General features: G+C 42.6%; 10 protein-coding genes. All 10 read left to right on the forward strand.

From position 1 onward, the window contains the following. Positions 1-437 precede the first annotated feature (437 nt). The 10 genes from AC13FX_RS12220 to AC13FX_RS12265 all read left to right on the forward strand — a co-directional run bounded on the left by AC13FX_RS12220 (position 438) and on the right by AC13FX_RS12265 (position 18,861). Positions 438-3,575 (forward strand): glycoside hydrolase family 2 TIM barrel-domain containing protein, encoded by a 3,138-nt coding sequence (locus AC13FX_RS12220; RefSeq protein ID WP_482881000.1) that lies wholly within the window; start codon positions 438-440, stop codon positions 3,573-3,575. A 15-nt stretch (positions 3,576-3,590) separates the two neighbouring features. Next, positions 3,591-5,480 (forward strand): Ig-like domain-containing protein, encoded by a 1,890-nt coding sequence (locus tag AC13FX_RS12225; RefSeq protein ID WP_482881001.1) that lies wholly within the window; start codon positions 3,591-3,593, stop codon positions 5,478-5,480. 53 nt (positions 5,481-5,533) lie between these two features. Continuing rightward, a complete protein-coding gene (locus AC13FX_RS12230) occupies positions 5,534-6,331 on the forward strand; it encodes a glycoside hydrolase family 16 protein (protein WP_482881003.1) in 798 nt (265 codons plus the stop codon). A gap of 60 nt (positions 6,332-6,391) precedes the next feature. Beyond that, positions 6,392-9,805, forward strand: coding sequence for a hypothetical protein (locus tag AC13FX_RS12235; protein WP_482881005.1), 3,414 nt, complete (start codon positions 6,392-6,394; stop codon positions 9,803-9,805). Positions 9,806-9,819: 14 nt separating this feature from the next. Continuing rightward, positions 9,820-11,130 (forward strand): glycoside hydrolase family 17 protein, encoded by a 1,311-nt coding sequence (locus AC13FX_RS12240; protein ID WP_482881007.1) that lies wholly within the window; start codon positions 9,820-9,822, stop codon positions 11,128-11,130. A gap of 71 nt (positions 11,131-11,201) precedes the next feature. Further along, positions 11,202-12,635 (forward strand): glycoside hydrolase family 30 protein, encoded by a 1,434-nt coding sequence (locus AC13FX_RS12245; RefSeq protein WP_482881008.1) that lies wholly within the window; start codon positions 11,202-11,204, stop codon positions 12,633-12,635. 29 nt (positions 12,636-12,664) lie between these two features. Next, on the forward strand, positions 12,665-15,016 hold the full coding sequence (locus AC13FX_RS12250) for an MFS transporter (protein WP_482881009.1): 2,352 nt from the start codon (positions 12,665-12,667) through the stop codon (positions 15,014-15,016). A 1-nt stretch (position 15,017) separates the two neighbouring features. Continuing rightward, on the forward strand, positions 15,018-15,923 hold the full coding sequence (locus AC13FX_RS12255) for a glycoside hydrolase family 17 protein (protein WP_482881010.1): 906 nt from the start codon (positions 15,018-15,020) through the stop codon (positions 15,921-15,923). Position 15,924: 1 nt separating this feature from the next. Further along, positions 15,925-16,854, forward strand: a complete 930-nt coding sequence (locus tag AC13FX_RS12260; protein ID WP_482881013.1) for a glycoside hydrolase family 17 protein — start codon at positions 15,925-15,927, stop codon at positions 16,852-16,854. Positions 16,855-16,971: 117 nt separating this feature from the next. Then, on the forward strand, positions 16,972-18,861 hold the full coding sequence (locus tag AC13FX_RS12265) for a T9SS type A sorting domain-containing protein (protein ID WP_482881014.1): 1,890 nt from the start codon (positions 16,972-16,974) through the stop codon (positions 18,859-18,861). Positions 18,862-18,944 lie beyond the last annotated feature (83 nt).

Raw genomic sequence — 18,944 nt, forward strand, 5'->3', positions numbered from 1 at the left:
GTTAATACTTTTTTGGCTCGCTTTAAGTCTTAAGAGATGAAATATTTTCTAGAGCTCTTCATATCATCTTTACATACGAAAAAATGATAGTTACTAAGCATTTCGTAAGATCATTTTAGTAAGTGATGAATAGAGTTAAGCCCACCATTAAAATTCTATTCATAAGTGTAAAAACACAAGATCCTACCTATAATTCATATATACAGTGTAATTTTTCTTAACAAATTAGTAAAGATTTGTTGACATCAAATAGATTGCTTAAGAAACCATAAAAGGGCTTTTTAGGGGTAGAAAAGCGGTTCCATAGGTGGTGTATATACATTGTAAATATTGATATTCCACGTGTCTGATGTTAATGTCTCGAGTGCTGAGTTGATTATAACTGAATTGATGTCCTCTCAGGTACAAATGAACGAACACGACTAAACAAATCAGATATGAAAAAGCCCGTCTTTCTACTCATTGTGTTACTGGGTATTTCCACTGCAATAATGGGTCAATCAGAAGAGGTTACCGTTGAGAAAACGCCAGAGGGTTGGCAACTACTTGTTGATGGTGAACCAGAAATCATTAACGGTATGAACTGGGATTATTTTCCAAGGGGTACCAACTACGCGTACAGTTTATGGAATCAGTCACCGGAGTTCATTCAGCGAGCCCTTGACTATGAAATGTCCCTGTTGAAGAATATGGGTGTCAATGCTATTCGTGTATATACCGGCATTCCAAAACGTTGGATCACCTATATCTATGATAACTATGGTATCTATACCATGCTGAATCATTCATTTGGACGCTATGGTCTAACAATAGATGGTGCCTGGATGGCAAATACTGAATATTCTGATCCAAGGGTTCGAGAACTACTTTTGAGTGAGGTTACTCAGCTTGCAGAAGAATACCAGGATACTCCGGGCTTACTGCTATTCTTATTGGGTAATGAAAATAATTACGGATTATTTTGGGATGGTGCTGAAACAGAAGACATCCCGATGGAAGACCGAAAGTCAACAGTTCGGGCACGGGCCATGTATGAGCTTTTCAATGAAGCTGCCGTCCAAATGAAGAATATCAACGATAGTCGACCAATTGCCTTTGCGAATGGGGACCTTCTGTTTATGGACCTTATCGCTGAATTGGTACCTGACATGGATATCTTTGGAACCAATACCTATCGCGGTATGACCTTTACTGATCTTTATGAAAGAGTAGAAAATGAATATGGTAAACCGGTTTTACTGACTGAATTCGGGTCAGACAGATTTAACGCCAGAACTCTTCAGGAAGCCCAGACCGAACAGGCAAGTTACTTATTCAGTAACTGGAAAGAGATCTACAGGAATGCAGCCGGAATGGGGGGTAATGACAACTCAATTGGTGGTTTTACCTTTCAGTTCAGTGATGGTTGGTGGAAGTTTGGGCAAACAGAAGGCCTTAACACGCACGACACCAATGCATCATGGGCAAATGGTGGGTATCAGTTTGATTTTGCAGAAGGTGAGAATAACATGAATGAAGAGTGGTTTGGTATCATGGCCAAAGGCCCAACCGATCTGGAAGGGTATTACAAATTATTCCCTCGTACCGCTTACTATGTCTTAAAGGATGTTCACCAGTTCAATCCTTATCAGCAAAATACAAGGCCTGAAGATCTTGAACGTTATTTTGAAAATATATCGATTATTGATGCTGACCTTAGGGCAAATGCCGGTGGTGGGCAAGCAGAAGGAAGCTCAGATCTGATCACACTAAGCAGGTTCTCTGCCACATTTGAAACTTTCAATACCGGAGGGAGTCTGATCACAACACCTGAAGATGCAGATCCCGGTACCGTTCAATATCCGGACGAGCAAGGTTTTGATCACATGCAATCCTATTTTATTGGGGTTGAGGCCAAGCCGGCACCCAATATGAGAGCAGAAGTAGTTACCAATATTTTGGGGAATGTGGCCGAAAATCCGATCGATGAGATCTTTTATGAGAACAGAGGTCGTGCGGTAGAATTACTGGGTCAGAACGGAAATATCACGGCTGAATCACTTAACAGAGTAGAAGTTTACAGCGCCAGTTACTCCTGGAATCAGGAATACTTTAATTTGGATGGTTTCTACCGTACAGGCCATTACCACTGGGGTTACGAAGGTGATTTCTTTGGGCTTTATCCCGAAGCCAATTACGGTGAGCAGATCGATATCTATAACGGTATCGCTCCTTTTGGCTTTGAAGCAGAGGGTAAGAAGATGTTCGACGGATTTAAGCTCGCTTTTGGTCCACAACTATGGTGGGGTGCTAACCCGGCGGTTCTGCTGAAGTATTCTACCAATGTAGGACAAACTTCATTGACAGGAATTTACCACGAAGATATTGAGAGACAAGGGTTGACCGGTAGTTCTTTTGCTATTCCTCAACCAAAAACAAGGCGCGTAACACTGGCCGCCGGCCGTGATTTCGGAAACTTCGGTATTGAACTCGGAGGTATTTGGGCAGGTGAGCCATTGAATGGCCGTGAATTCCAGCTGGTACGGGAGCAGGCTGATGGCAGCTACAATGTGTATGTGGATGAGATCAAACCCGAGGATAACTGGGGTGGAAAGGTCAAATTCACTTATACAAAAGGGCTGTTCAACTGGTATGCACAATCGTCTGTGATGGGGCTTGTTGCCAATGGTGGTGTAGACCAAACCATGACCTTTACCGGATGGAGACTCAAAGACAGTGGAAGCGGAAATCAGTATAACGTCCTATCGGGCTTTACCTACAACATCGGTAACATACAGGTTGCTCCAAACTTCCTTTGGCAAAAACCGATCGAAGGACCAATTCCATCTGATCTGGATGCTCCAGCCAGACCCCGTAACATCCTGGATGACCCATTTGTTGTGGGAGGAAACCGAGAGCAAGTAGCCGGTGAACTGCTGTTGACCTATGATCCGACACCGGGTACATACATGTATGAATGGAACAACGATATGGCTGAAGACGCTCGTTTTGCTATGAGCCTGGGCTTTGTGTTCCGTCATCTGCCGACCACCCGTGATGCTGCCATAGGTATTCTCCCGGATGGACGTACCTTCTTCCCATTCCCGGGTGCACCACCCGCAGAAGATCTTTGGGAAGTCCACACAAGGATCGTATCCAAGGTTAACAGAGACCTCGGTATTATTGCAAACCTTTACGGTGGAGATGCACAAGCCAATGGCAGTGATCCAAGACTGATCAGCCGATATGGCGGCGATTTGCGTATGATCTACAAGAAGATGAAATTCAGCGGCTTCGTTAAAGTAGACGATTGGGGGCCATATGACTATCACCGAGATTTCAACCTGACCTTCCCATTACAATTGATGACTGATTTTTCCACTGACCTTGGCACACCAGATTGGTTCGATCTGCCATCCACGAGAATTGGAGTCAGAGGCACATGGAGATCACTCGATCAGTATTCCCCACGGTATGCTCCAACTTATATGATGGATCCAAGTGGTGAAATGGTTCCTGATCCAACAGCTCCCGGTTTTGACAACGGTACTGAGTGGGAGTTCAGAACATACATACAAATTGACATTACGAATTAAGAAGAGGCTAGAAACATGAAAAGAATGGTTTTAAAAAATACCGCACGTACGATACTGGCAGGTTTGCTACTCATGTTCATTGTGCAGGGTTGTGAACGATCTGTAGACGGCCTCGAAGAACCCGGTTTCACTGAAAATCCGGATGTTTTTATTGACGGATTCAGCTCCGGATTAGAATATTATCCTTTTGAAGGATCCAGGCTGGATGCTTTCAGCGTGGATGAAGAAGATACTTACGATAAAACTGCATTATCCATGCGCTTTGATGTCCCAAATGTAGGAGATCCTCAGGGAGCCTACGCAGGAGCCATTTTCAGAGATGATAACGGTGGAAGAGACCTGACATCCTATAACGCCCTTACTTTTTATGCTAAAGGGACCATCGCAGGAACTATAAACGAAATTGGATTCGGTCAGGATTTCTTTGGTAATGCATATGTTGTAACGCGTAACAATCTTAAGCTTACAACCAATTGGGAAAAGTACGTTATACCCATACCTGATGCTTCCCTACTTACTTCGTCACAAGGGTTGTTCTGGTATGCTGAAGGCCCTGAAGACGGTGATGGATATTCCTTTTGGGTTGATGAAGTAAAATATGAGAATCTATCAGGATTAGCTCAGCCAAGACCGGCTATTCAAAATGGTGAGGATGTTGTTGAAACCAGTTTTATTGGGTCAACGACGCAGGTTGTGGGTTTAGCCTATACTATCAATCAGGCCAATGGAATAGACGTTACTGTTGCCGCTGCTCCATCTTACTATACTTTTACATCCTCAGATCCGAGTGTTGCAACTGTTAACGAAGATGGTATTGTATCGGTCGTTGGTCAGGGTACTACCGCGATCACAGCTTCACTCGGTGAAAATCAGGCAAATGGTTCACTAACGGTTGAATCTATTGGAAGCTTCACACCGGCTCCTACGCCGACAGAGGCACCGGAAGATGTGATCTCTATATTCAGTGATGCATACGACAATGTGCCGGTAGATTTCTACAATGGATATTATGCACCATTCCAGACCACAACATCAAACGACTTTGCTGTTAATGGAAATAGTGTGCTGAATTATGAGAATTTCAACTTTGTGGGTATTGAGTTCAATCAAAATGTCCCGACCATTGATGGAAGTGATATGACCAATCTCAGCGTGGATATTTACTTGCCAAATAATGTCCCTGCCGGTTCAGCTTTCAGCGTAAATTTACGAGATTTTGGTGCTGATGACTCATTTGATGGCGGTGACGACACCATAGTATCTACTACTGTTTCAACCTCAAGTAACCCTCCACTGGAATCAGGTCAATGGATCAATATAGATCTCGATATTTCAGGTATGACCAACAGATCAAATCTTGGACAAATTGTATTTGACTCAGATGCAGGGCCTGCGTTGAATGGAGCCACCATTTATGTAGATAACATCTATCTCTATAAGGATGCCACGACTATATCAGAAGCTCCATCAGTCCCAATTTCATTTGATGATCCCAATATTGATTACTCATTTACGGTCTTTAATGGAGCTACTTTTGATGTAGTGAGTAACCCTGATCCTTCGGGTTCGAATGCAACTGCTTCTCAGGTTGGTGCAATCACTAATGCAGGAGTCGCTTATGAAGGAGCCTATGTGGACCTTGAAAACCCACTTGACCTGTCAAATGGATCTAATGTCACTGCAGATGTGTATTCCACCAGTGCCATTCCGGTACTCATGAAGTTTGAGGCCGGGGTAGGAGGAGCTCCTGACATTCAAGTAGAAGTTAACCATACAGGTGGTGGATGGGAAGAACTTACCTGGTCTTTCGGTTCTTCAGATCAGTATGGAAGGGTGGTGTTCTTTATGGATGGCCCCGGAACAACTGCCGGAACATTCTATTTAGATAACATAAGCCAAAACTAAGATTTAGCGGAACAGAAATGCATATCAGGAGGCTAATCTTTTCACTTTTCAAAATGCTCATTTTCGCATCCTTCATTATGGGGTGCGATAGTAATAATGAGCCTGAGAAAACTTATACCAAAGTGGTTTGGCAGGATGAGTTCGATCAGAACGGGAGTCCGGATGAAGATAACTGGGTCTATGATATAGGAACCGGCGTCGAGATATTCGGTCAGCCAGGGTGGGGAAATAATGAACTCCAGTACTATACCGATCGTCCGGAAAATGTTGTGGTTGAAGATGGTATGCTTCGGATCACAGCCAGCCAGGAATCTTTTGAAGGATCTAATTACACTTCCTCCAGAATTCTTACACGAACTAAATTCGAGAGGACCTATGGACGTTTCGAAGCTCGAATCCAATTGCCTTTTGGGCAAGGAATCTGGCCGGCCTTCTGGCTTCTTGGGGATGATTCAGGTGGAACCGTAAGCTGGCCTCAGATCGGTGAGATCGACATCATGGAATACAGGGGGCAACAACCAATTGTAGTACATGGCAGTGTTCACGGACCGGGCTACTCAGGTGGAAATGCAGAGACAGATAGTTACACACTGCCCAATGGCAGATTTGATACAGAATTTCATGTTTTTGCCATTGAGTGGGGGCCGGATTTTATCAGATATTATGTTGACGATACCCTATACAACACCATTACACCTGAAGATGTAAATGGAGAATGGGTTTTTAATGACAACACTTTTTATATCATATTAAACGTAGCTGTAGGTGGTTCATTTGTTGGTCCACCTAATTCCAGCACACCTTTTCCACAAACCATGCTCGTTGATTACGTAAGAGTTTTTGATGAGTGATTTGTGATAGTAAAGGCAAACAACCAATTAATTTCTAAATAAAACTTACTTCAGTATATCGTGCCAATATCACTAAATAAGATCAACGAAGAAGACTGGTTCAAGATCTCAGATTTTGACGAATTGAGACCTTTTTTTATGAGCATCGTAAGTGATTCAAATCATTGGATGTTTATTTCAAGTAATGGCGGGTTAACTGCCGGTAGAAAGAATGCTGAGTATGCACTCTTTCCTTATTACACGGATGACAAGATCACCGAACTTGCTCATACCACCGGAAGCAAAACTATCTTTCAGGTGCCTGTGAATGGGGAAAAGCTGGTTTGGGAACCTTTTTCTGAACGTTATTCTGATCGGTATAAGATCACCCGAAATCTGTATAAGAACAGATATGGAAACAAAGTCATGTTTGAGGAGGTCAATCATGACCTTGGACTTAAATTCAGCTATCAGTGGAATTCGAGTAATTTATATGGTTTCGTCAAGAAGGCTGTACTGACCAATCTCTCCGATCAGGCTAAACAAGTAAGTATGCTTGATGGTATACAGAATATCATGCCATACGGTGTCAGCAGTGATCTACAGATGAGATCCAGTAATCTGGTTGATGCCTATAAACGAAATGAACTTGAAAAGGATTCTGGACTGGGCATATATGCCTTAAGTGCGATCATTGTTGATAAGGCTGAGCCTAGTGAAGCCTTAAAAGCCAATATTGCCTGGTCACTTGGGCTGGATAACCCAAAACATCTGGTATCATCACTTCAGCTCGATCGTTTCAGAAAACTGGAACCGATCAGTGAAGAACAGGATGTTAAAGGAGAGAAGGGCGCATATTTTGTAAGTAAGGATCTTAAAATAGATGCTAAGGCTGAAGCTGACTGGTCAATTATTGCCAATGTGAATCAAAGTCAGTCTCAGGTAATAGAATTAAGTAAAGCAATAAATTCTGACAATGACCTTAGAAATAAGGTGGAACAGGATGTTTTTCGGGGTACCAATAAATTAGTCGAATTGGTAGCCGGTGCTGATGGTCTGCAGCATACAGATGATGAACTTCAGGACGCCCGTCATTACTCCAACACACTATTCAACATCATGAGAGGGGGTACTTTCGATCACAATTACAAGATCGAAAAGGATGATTTTTCCAAATATCTGAAAAACGCCAGTAAAAATGTTTTTCAAAGAAATGAGAGTTTCCTGAATAAATTGGGTAAAGACTTTGATAAGTCAGAACTAGATCAGTTACTGGACCTATCTGAGGATGCGGATCTTATCCGCTTAGGGAAAGAGTACTTACCATTGAAGTTCAGCCGGCGGCACGGTGACCCAAGCCGACCATGGAATAGGTTCTCTATTAATACGCATAGCGAAGAAGACGGGTCTAAGATCCTGGATTACGAAGGTAACTGGAGAGACATCTTTCAAAATTGGGAAGCACTGGCTCATTCATATCCCCGCTTCATTGAAGGTATGATCTTCAAATTCCTGAATGCCTCTACTTTTGATGGTTACAATCCATACCGTGTCACAAAAGGAGGTTTCGACTGGGAAACGATCGAACCTGATGATCCATGGTCATACATTGGATATTGGGGGGATCATCAGATCATTTATCTGCTCAAATTCCTTGAATTCTATGAAAGCCATGTTGAAGGTGGTTTGTCGGAACTGTTTGATCATGATCAGTTTGTGTATGCCAATGTTCCATACCGCATAAAGTCTTATGAAGACATTGCAAAAGATCCGAAGGATACCATTGAATTCGATGACCATTCTGATGCTATAATTCGCGAGAGAGTTGAAGAAATTGGTGCTGACGGAGCCTTGTTAAACAATTCAAAAGATGAGATCCATCATGTAAACTTTACGGAGAAGATCCTTGCTACGGTATTGGCTAAGGTTTCCAATTTTATTCCGGAAGCTGGTATATGGATGAATACACAGCGGCCTGAGTGGAATGATGCCAATAATGCCCTGGTAGGTAACGGGGTTTCAATGGTTACACTGTATTATTTGCACAGATTCCTCAAATTCCTGGAGCCGGTCGTAGAAAACCTTTCTCAAACAGAGCTAAAGATATCCGATGAACTGAAAGATATGTTTGAAAGTATTCTGCACGTACTCCAGAAACATGAAGGTTTGCTCAAAGAAAGTTTTAATAACTCTGACAGAAAAGCCATTACAGAAGGGCTGGGTCAGGCAGGCAGTGATTACAGAACTAAGATATATGAGCAGGGCTTCAGCGGTCAAATGTCTGATGTGAAGGTAGATGATATATCAAAATTCATTTCTACTGCATTGGATTATCTGGAGCATACAATTCGTGCCAACAAGCGGGACGATGAACTGTATCATGCATATAACCTGATGAGCTTTGAAGGTGACGGAATTGAGGTTTCTTATCTCGATGAAATGCTTGAAGGGCAGGTTGCTGTTCTGAGTGCTAACTATTTATCGGCTGAAGAATCATTGAAGGTTCTCAATGCTCTGAGAAACAGTTCACTATACCGTGAAGATCAGAATAGCTACATATTGTACCCTAATAAAGATCTTCCGGGATTCCTTGAAAAGAATATTATCCCTAAAGAGCTGGTTGAAGGATCAGAATTACTTAAAACATTGATAGCTGATGGTAATCAGAAGATCATTAATCAGGACATCGAGGGTGGTTTTCACTTCAATGGTAATTTCAAAAATGCCAGAGACCTTAAACAGGCACTAAATAAGCTGAGTTCAACACCTTATAAAGAACTCGCAGAGAAAGAAGAAGACCTGATACTCGAGATCTTTGAAGAGGTATTTGACCACAAGGCCTTCACCGGTCGTTCAGGAACATTTTTCGGATACGAGGGATTAGGTTCTATTTACTGGCATATGGTGTCTAAACTGTATCTGGCAGTGGAAGAGGTCTTCGAATCTGCTGAGAAGTCTGATGCTGATAAAAATACTCTTGAGGAATTAGCCAAGCATTTCGATGAGATCGGTGAGGGGATCGGTATACATAAATCACCGGAAGTATATGGCGCTTTTCCAACCGATCCATATTCACATACTCCAAATCACAGAGGGGCCCAGCAACCCGGCATGACCGGTCAGGTGAAGGAAGATATCCTGGTTCGAATTGGAGAATTAGGCCTGGATGTCAAAGATGGGGTCATACATTTTAAGCCAACCCTTCTGAAACGGCAGGAATTCACTAAGAGTGGTGCTACGGTAAAACTGGTATCTATCGAAAAAGAGGAATACGAAATAACTACTCCTGATAATTCTCTGGTATTTACCTGCTGTCAGGTTCCGGTTATTTATCAAATTGGAGACTCTGCCAAAGTCGAAGTCATGCTTACGGATGGTTCATTGAAGACCTTTGATGAACCTGAACTGGATGAACAAACCTCCCGTCATATTTTTGAACGTACGGGAATGGTGAAACAGGTCAATGTATCAATCAATAAAGAAAAACTACGGTAACCAAATCAGGAATCATGAAATACTCATTCACTCATCGTTTATTCACTTTTATGATCCTGTTTGGTACCGTTTTTATGATCGGTTGCAACAGTCAAACCGGCAATAACCAAGATAAAACCAACGTGACCGCAGAAGATATACTTAAAGATCCTGTTAACTATCCTGCTATATCATATAGCGGATACAGAGAACTTACACGAGACAGTGTGCCGTGCGTACCGGAATTAAAGGAAGACATGGAGATCCTTTCAGCCATGGGCATCAAGATCGTACGAACCTATAATGTCTACCTGGATGCGGTTCCACGGTTATTGCAGGCTATTCGTGAAATGAAGGAAGAAGATCCGGATTTTGAGATGTATGTAATGATGGGAGCCTGGATCGATGCCAAGAATGCCTGGACAGAAGAACCTGAGCGAATTCGGGATGTAGACAGTCCCCGTAATTCAGAGGAAATTGACCGGGCAGTGGCGTTAGCCAAGGAATATCCTGACATCGTAAAGATCATAGCTGTCGGTAATGAAGCCATGGTACACTGGCAGACCGAATATTATGTTGAGCCGGGAATCATTCTGAGATGGGTCGATCACCTTCAGGATCTAAAAAATTCGGGTGATTTGCCTGAGTCCCTATGGATCACAAGCTCAGATAACTTTGCCTCCTGGGGCGGTGGCAGTGAAAGTTATCATAAGGACGACCTGAATAAGCTGATACAAGCGGTGGATTATATTTCAATGCATACCTATCCGATGCATGATACTCATTATAACCCTGATTTCTGGGGAGTGAGAGAAGACGAGACCGACCTGAGTGATATGGATAAGATCGAGGCAGCTATGCAGCGTTCGCTGAATTATGCAACCTCACAATATCAAAGCGTGGTTGATTATATGAAAAGCCAGGGGGTAGATAAACAGGTTCATATCGGTGAGACCGGCTGGGCCACGGTTTCTAATGAATTTTATGGGAGCGAAGGAGCCAGGGCAACCGATGAATTTAAATCAGCCCGTTATCATGAGTTGATCCGGAATTGGTCAGAAGAAAATAATGTGTCTGTTTTTTATTTCGAGGCATTTGATGAAAAATGGAAAGACGCTCAAAACCAACTCGGTTCAGAAAATCACTTTGGGCTCATTAATTTGCAATCACAGGCTAAATATGTGCTTTGGGATGAAGTGGATGCCGGGGTATTTGACGGCCTTACCCGTGATGGTATGCCTATCACCAAGACATTTAACGGTAACCTTGATTCACTCATGAAAACCGTAAAAGTGCCACCAACAAACACCGAAATACAAGATAGAATAAATGAGGAGGCTCAGTAATAAATATGACTTCATCAATTCGATATATAATCCTGTTAGCTTTGGTTTTTCTAATATCAAATTGCAGTGATATGAACACCCTGAACATTGAAGTATATGAAACTTCTGAAAGCGGCAATAAGCTTACAAAAGTTGAGGAGTTCACACCTTCTGAAACAACGATCAATGTGACTCTGGATCCTGCTGAGACATTTCAGGAGATCACCGGCTTCGGAGGATCTTTTACAGAATCTTCCGCATATTTGTTGAATCAGCTGAGTGAAGAGAACAGAAACAGGATCCTTAAAGCCTATTTTGGAGAATCCGGAGCACGATATTCCCTAACCCGGACACACATGAATTCAAGTGATTTTTCATTGGGTAATTACTCATATGCTCCGGTTCCGGGAGATACAGCCCTTCAGAACTTTTCGATTGAAGAAGACCGAGATGATATCATCCCTATGATCAAAGACGCCATGGCTATTTCAGAGGATGGTTTTAAGATCATATCATCGCCGTGGACCGCTCCACCATGGATGAAAGACAATAATGACTGGAGAGGTGGAAAACTTCTGCCCGAATATTATGATACCTGGGCGCTGTTTTTTTCAAAATACCTAAAAGCTTACCAGGAAGAAGGCATTGACATTTGGGGTGTTACAGTTGAAAATGAACCTTTGGGTAATGACAGTAATTGGGATAGTATGCATTACACCCCTGAGGAAATGAATGAGTTCGTTAAGAATCACCTTGGTCCACAGCTGGATCAGGATTGGCCGGAGGTCGTATTGCTGGGGTATGATCAAAACCGTCATGAAGAGCTCATTGAATGGGTAGACGCTATGTATGACGATGAGGAGGCTGCCAAATACTATGATGGAACCGCTGTTCACTGGTACGCCAGTACTTTCAAGATCTTCGCAGAAGAACTGCAGTATGCCCATGAGAAGGCTCCAAACAAGTATCTGATCCAAACGGAGGCAACGGTAGATGCCGAGGTTCCCAAATGGAGGGACGATGACTGGTATTGGTCAAAGGAAGCCACTGACTGGGGCTATGACTGGGCTCCGGAAGATCGTAAGCACCTTCATCCCAAATATGTGCCGGTTTACCGCTATGCCAGGGATATGATCGGAACCCTAAATAATTGGGTCGATGGCTGGATCGACTGGAATATGGTCTTAGACAGGCAAGGTGGGCCAAACTGGGCTCAGAACTGGTGTGTGGCCCCGGTGATCGTAGATCCGGATCAGGATGAGGTGTATTTCACCCCATTGTACTACACAATGTCTCATTTTAGCCGGTATATAAGACCCGGAGCTAAACGCATCGGATTTGAAAGAACGGGAGATGAAGAACTTTTGCTTACAGCCGTTCAAAATCCGGATGGAACTATTGCCGTTGTTCTGTTAAATCAGGGTGAGTCAACAAAAGGGATCGAATTGGGTTTGAATGGAAACAAAACCTCATTCCAAATACAGGGCAAAGCTATTCAAACAGTAGTTATCCCTGCCAGTGAATGATCAGTTATGAAATTTTAAATAGGTAAAAGATGTCACAGGCTAATGCAGAAAAAAAGATGGTACCCTATCGCCACAAGATAGCATTTGGGATGGGTATGCTCGCCAATCAGATGTTTCCTGCAACATTGGGAATATTTATGGTGGTTCTCGTTCAGAATCTTGGGTTTCCGGGTTGGATGTGGGGTATTGTCTATTTTCTGCCAAGGGTTCTTGATGCCGTCACCGATCCCATAATGGGGTTCATATCCGACAATACACGCTCAAGGTGGGGACGAAGAAGGCAATATGTGATCACGGGTGCGGTGATCATGGGCATCGCGTTCACCATCATGTGGCAACTCTATGCTGAAAACACAGTCAATTATAATTTTGGCTACTTCTTATTCTGGTCCTTTGCCTTCTATATTGGCTTAACCATATTCAGCGTGCCTTATGTGGCGATCGGATATGAAATGAGTGACTATTTCCACGAGAGAACCGAGATCATGGCCATTGCTCAGTGGATCGGTCAATGGGCATGGGTCATTGCCCCCTGGTTCTGGGTGATCATGTATGACCCTGAATGGTTTCCTACGGCTGAAGTAGCTACACGTGAGCTTGCCATCTGGGTGGGGATAATTTTTGCCTTTTGTGCTATGATCCCCGGTCTATTTATCCCCAGTAAATCCACGGTAAATGAGGATTATGAACCACTCACACTGCATAACATTGGCCGGAGCCTGAAAGAGATATTCCGAGGTTTCAAGGAGGCATTTTCATCGGTCCCTTTTAGAAAGCTCTGTATATCAACCTTCTTTATCTTTAACGCTTTTAATACGGTTGCAGGATTTTCCTTCTTCATCATTGTCTGGTACTTATTTGGTGGAGACGCGGGTGAAGCGGGTATTTGGACCCCGCTATTTGGGAGTGCCGGAGCATTGGTCACCACTTTTTTGGTTATTCCAATTGTAGCCCGAATGTCCAGAAAACTTGGTAAGAAAAATGCCTTCATGATCGCTCAAACGATCGCGTTATTTGGGTATGCCAGTTTGTGGTTCTTGTTTGTTCCCGGAGAACCATGGATGTTCTTGCTGGCCTTACCGTTCCACTCTTTTGGGATCGGTAGTTTATTCGTTTTGATGATGTCCATGACAGCTGACGTTATAGATCTGGACGAACTTAAGTACGGTAAAAGGCGAGAAGGAATATTTGGAGCGATCTACTGGTATATGGTCAAATTCGGCTTTGCGATCGCCGGGGGCTTAAGTGGAGTAATATTAACCGTAGTTGGTTTTGATGGTAATCTGGAAGTTCAGCCTGAAGGAGCGATCACAGGTTTAAGAGTATTCTTCTCTGTATTACCAATGGCCGGAACATTGGTCGCACTTTGGGTAATGCGTGATTATGATGTTACTGAAGAAAAAGCAGACGAGGTTCGGGAAATTTTAGATGCCCGTAAAGCAGAAAAAGAAGCTGTTGCTGTCCCATACTCTTATCAGAAAGACCGGTTACTTTCAATGACTTCAGTGGATCCCGAAATTACGGCCATTGATGCTGAGATCAATAACCTCAGTTTGAATAAATTGAGAAGAGCATTCAAAGAGTCTTTGAACAGTGGCATACATGGATTTTGTTTTAGCCCTTACCTGGAAGGCCAAAATCTTAGTGACCAGCTATCAAGAGAACAGATTGAGAAGAGAATGAAAGTAGTGGCCCCTCATACCAAATGGGTGCGCTCATTCTCATGTACTGATGGTAATGAATTGATCCCTGAAGTAGCCAAAGAAATGGGATTGAGCACCTTAGTTGGAGCCTGGATCGATAATAACCTGGAAGCGAACGAAGTAGAGATACAGAATTTAATTAAAGTAGCTAAAGCGGGACATGCAGATATTGTTTCAGTAGGTAATGAATGCTTATTGAGGGAAGAACTGAGTGAAGATAAGATCATAGCATATATAAACCAGGTTAAAGAGGCTTTGCCCGGTGTGATGGTAAGCTACGTAGATACTTATTATCAGCTCCATCAGAGCCCGAAAGTGATCGACGCCTGTGATATTGTGCTAGCCAATTGTTACCCATTTTGGGAAGGCTATGACGCTGACCATTCATCGGTGTATTTGACCAAGATGTATGAAGTAATTAAGGAGGTAGCCGGTAATAAAAAGGTCATTATCGCAGAAACAGGTTGGCCAACATATGGGAAAAGTGTTGATCAGGCTGAACCTTCCATCGAGAATATGATGAAGTATTTTGTCCGCTTAAAGAAATGGAGTGAGCAGGAGGAGATTGAAGTCTTCTACTTCTCTTCATTTGATGAATCCTGGAAAGCCCGACATGAAGGTGATGTGGGTGCCAGATGGGGACTTTGGAATAAAAATGAACAGCTTAAAGTAAACTAAAATGTCTTTCAGAGAAGAAAAATATCTAACCTATAAAAGATCAAGTGATGTAGCCGCATTGAGCTACATTGAGAATGAACCTGATGTTGATCTCAAGCATTTATTCAGAGAGGTATTGAATGATGGTGTTCACGGACTTTGCTTTAGTTTGTATGAAGAAGGACAGGCTCCCGGTGATGTGATCCCGGAGGTACAAATTCGCAAAAGAATGGAAATTATAGCCCCCCATACCGAATGGGTGCGGTCATTTTCATGTACGGAAGGAAACGAAAATATACCGATGGTTGCCAAGGAATTTGGTTTAAAAACCATGGTTGGTGCCTGGCTGGGAAATGATAAAGAAAAAAATGAAGAAGAGATTGATAACCTCATCAAACTGGCAAAAGATGGCTATGTAGATATTGCGGCCGTCGGAAATGAGGTATTGTATCGGGAAGACCTTACTGAGGAAGAACTCCTTAGATATATGCAAAGAGTTAAAGCTGAGATAGGTGAGGTACCTGTGGGATATGTGGATGCCTACTATGAATTCAGTCAGCGTCCGGCGTTGGTCGAAAACAGTGATGTGATCCTATGTAATTGTTATCCATACTGGGAAGGGACAAGTTTTGAACATTCATTCCAGCATATGCGTCAAATGTACCATCAGACTAAGAATGTAGCTCAGAACAAACAAGTTATAATTTCTGAAACCGGATGGCCAAGTAAGGGTGAAACCCTGGGTGGAGCGGTTCCGTCAGAAGAAAATGCCCTTAAATATTTCATAAATACCAATCTCTGGGCTCAGGATGAGGATGTGAATGTGTTCTATTTTTCATCATTTGATGAGTCGTGGAAGAAGAGCAGTGAGGGGGAAGTAGGGGCCTATTGGGGCATCTGGGACCATAAAGGAAAGTTAAAATATTAGCATGAATACATTCAAAGACATAGGCATTTTGCCTGGAAACGCTATATGCTATTCAGGCTACAGAGATGGTCAGCAGCCCGGAGGTGATTTTCCAACCTATTCAGAAGTTAAGGAAGACCTTACCTTACTGAAGGATCACTGGAAGTACCTGAGGTTATTTGACTGTGATGCGCATGCACAAACGGTCATAGATGTCATTCAGAATGAAGGGTTCGACCTTAAGATCATGCTCGGGGCCTATATTGTGGCTGAAGAGAATAATTTCAATTGCCCATGGCAGGGAGGGGTTTATACTCCGCCACAGCTCGAGAAAAACCGGATTCAAAATCAGCAAAAGATCGATCGTTTGATCGAATTTGGAAACCGTTATTCGGATATCATTTTTTCTTTGTCAGTAGGGAATGAAGCCTGTGTAGACTGGACCGATCATTATGTGCCAGAACAAAAGGTACTTCAGTATGTAAATCAGGTGAAGGAAGGGGCCGGGCAGCCGGTCACTTTTTGCGAGAATTACGCTCCATGGCTGGGTAAACTGGAAGAAGTGGCTGGGGCCGTGGATTTTATATCCATTCACAGCTACCCGGTTTGGGAATATAAACCCATTCATGAAGGATTGTCATATACCCAGGAAAACTACCATTCTGTAGCTGATAAATATCCTGATAAACCGGTTGTCATTACAGAGGCTGGGTGGACCACCCGTTCAAACGGCAAAGGAATTGAACCGGCATTGGTCAATGAAGAATTGCAAAAGATCTACATTGAGAATCTGTTAGAATGGGTTTCCAACGATAATATTCTAACTTTTTTCTTTGAGGCTTTTGATGAATATTGGAAGGGGGCACCCGAACCACTCGAACCTGAGAAGCACTGGGGGTTATTTAATATCGACAGAACGCCTAAACTGGCTGCAAGGCAACTGTTTAGATAGAGAGACTACAAATGAAGACTTACCTTAACAAATCAATAATATTTCCAAACAACACAAATAATAAGCTCATACTATCGAGAAAACGCTACAACTCATCAACTCTTTAATTATAAAATCATGAAAACTACAATATTAACGACGCTTTTAATGGCAATATCATTTGTTGGCTTTGCACAACAAGTAGTTGTCCAGGATTTTGAATCTTCTCCTACGGTTGCAGGTTTCGAAGGTTTAACATCAGCTACAATAATCACTGATCCAACAACAGCAGGAAATGGATTGGTTTTCGAATTAGTCACTTCACCAGCTGGTAATCCCTGGCAAGGTGCAGAAGTTATTCTTACTGATGACAGCTCGCTGGATTTAACCTCAGATCTTACAGTTAGTGTAGATGTATGGTCTGATGTTGCCTTCTCTCCAATGTTAAAGGTTGAAACTACTGGAACTGCAACTGCTGCACCATTTGCAGCTAATACTCAGAATCATACCGGAAGTGGATGGGAAACTCTAACATTTACTTTAAATACAGGTGATGATGGAACAGCTACAGCTAATGGGGTCTATAACAAAGTTGTATTCTTCCCTAACAGAAGCTCAGACGGTACAGCCTGGAATGACCCAATAATAGATGGGACTTTTTACTTCGATAATATTACAGGCGTCAAAGGGACTATAAGTGCTGCTCCAACTGGTACACCGCCAAGTACGGCAGCACCAACACCTCCAGCAAGAAATGCCGCAGATGTGATCTCTTTGTTCAGTAACGCATACACTAATATTACTGTCGACACATGGTCAGCTACTTGGGATGATTCTAGTATTGAGGATGTGGTAATTGAAGGAAACGATACTAAAAGAATTACCTTCACCAACTTCTTAGGTGTTGATTTTGCTACGAATCCTTTTGATGCATCTGAAATGACCCATTTCCATATGGACTATTGGACTTCAGAAATAGATCTGGTTGGTAAAGTATTAAATCCGAAATGGTCTAACCATCTTGGCGGTGCTGGTGAAACCAATGCATTTGACCTTACTAACCCAGTGCCTGAAACCGCAACCGGACAATGGGTTTCTGTTGATGTACCTATATCTGATTTTACAGTTGTTACTAATGCAGATATGAGTGCTTTTGCACAATTTTTGTTAACATCGAATCTTGGAGAAGTTTATGTAGATAATATTTACTTGTATAAAGGCGAATCTACTGGTGGAGGAGGAGATACAGCTCCTACTACAGCAGCTCCAACACCTCCTGAAAGAACTGGAGAATTGATCTCTGTTTTCAGTGAAGCATACACTGATATCTCAGGAACTAATTTTAACCCTGACTGGAGTCAAGCCACAGTCGTAACAACTGAACAGATTGAAGGTAATGCAACCCTCAAGTATGCTAACCTCAATTACCAGGGAACAGAGTTTGCAAGCCCGCTTGATCTGACAAATGTGGATAATATGCATATTGATGTTTGGACAGGTGATGCAACTTCTATCAATCTCTCATTGATAAGTGGTCCTGCAGGAAGTACCGTTGAAACAGCTTACTCATTACCTGTAGTACAAAATGAATGGGTAACCTATGATATACCGTTAACAGAATGGAGCAATGTAGTCGATCTGTCTGATGTTGTTCAGCTAAAGATCGATGATGCAGGTGCCGGTGACTCACCAACACTTTTCATTGATAACATCTATTTTTATTCAGGTGTTGCCACTAGTATAGATGGCACGGATGAATTACCTAATAACTTTACATTAGAGCAAAACTATCCGAATCCATTCAACCCAACAACCAATATTTCTTACACACTTCCGGCCAATGCTGAAGTGACTTTGGAAGTATTTAATGTTGCGGGTCAACGAGTGGCAACATTGGTAGATGCTTTCCAAAGCACAGGTTCATATGATGTGACCTTTGATGCTTCTAACCTGGCATCCGGACTTTATACATACCGACTAACGACCGGTAACTCTGTACAAGTCAAGAAGATGATGCTGATCAAGTAAGCATGTGATCGTTATTTTAGATCGAACTAAGCCGGTTCCTTAAGTGGGGCCGGCTTTTTTTGTTTAATGAATATGCATTTCAA

Source organism: Gracilimonas sp. B-17 (genome assembly GCF_056857935.1).

Coding starts and splice junctions, on each gene's coding strand:
- AC13FX_RS12220 (WP_482881000.1), top strand. CDS start 438: ATGAAAAAGCCCGTCTTTCTACTCATTGTGTTACTGGGTATTTCCACT.
- AC13FX_RS12225 (WP_482881001.1), top strand. CDS start 3,591: ATGAAAAGAATGGTTTTAAAAAATACCGCACGTACGATACTGGCAGGT.
- AC13FX_RS12230 (WP_482881003.1), top strand. CDS start 5,534: ATGCTCATTTTCGCATCCTTCATTATGGGGTGCGATAGTAATAATGAG.
- AC13FX_RS12240 (WP_482881007.1), top strand. CDS start 9,820: ATGAAATACTCATTCACTCATCGTTTATTCACTTTTATGATCCTGTTT.
- AC13FX_RS12245 (WP_482881008.1), top strand. CDS start 11,202: ATGAACACCCTGAACATTGAAGTATATGAAACTTCTGAAAGCGGCAAT.
- AC13FX_RS12250 (WP_482881009.1), top strand. CDS start 12,665: ATGTCACAGGCTAATGCAGAAAAAAAGATGGTACCCTATCGCCACAAG.
- AC13FX_RS12255 (WP_482881010.1), top strand. CDS start 15,018: ATGTCTTTCAGAGAAGAAAAATATCTAACCTATAAAAGATCAAGTGAT.
- AC13FX_RS12260 (WP_482881013.1), top strand. CDS start 15,925: ATGAATACATTCAAAGACATAGGCATTTTGCCTGGAAACGCTATATGC.
- AC13FX_RS12265 (WP_482881014.1), top strand. CDS start 16,972: ATGAAAACTACAATATTAACGACGCTTTTAATGGCAATATCATTTGTT.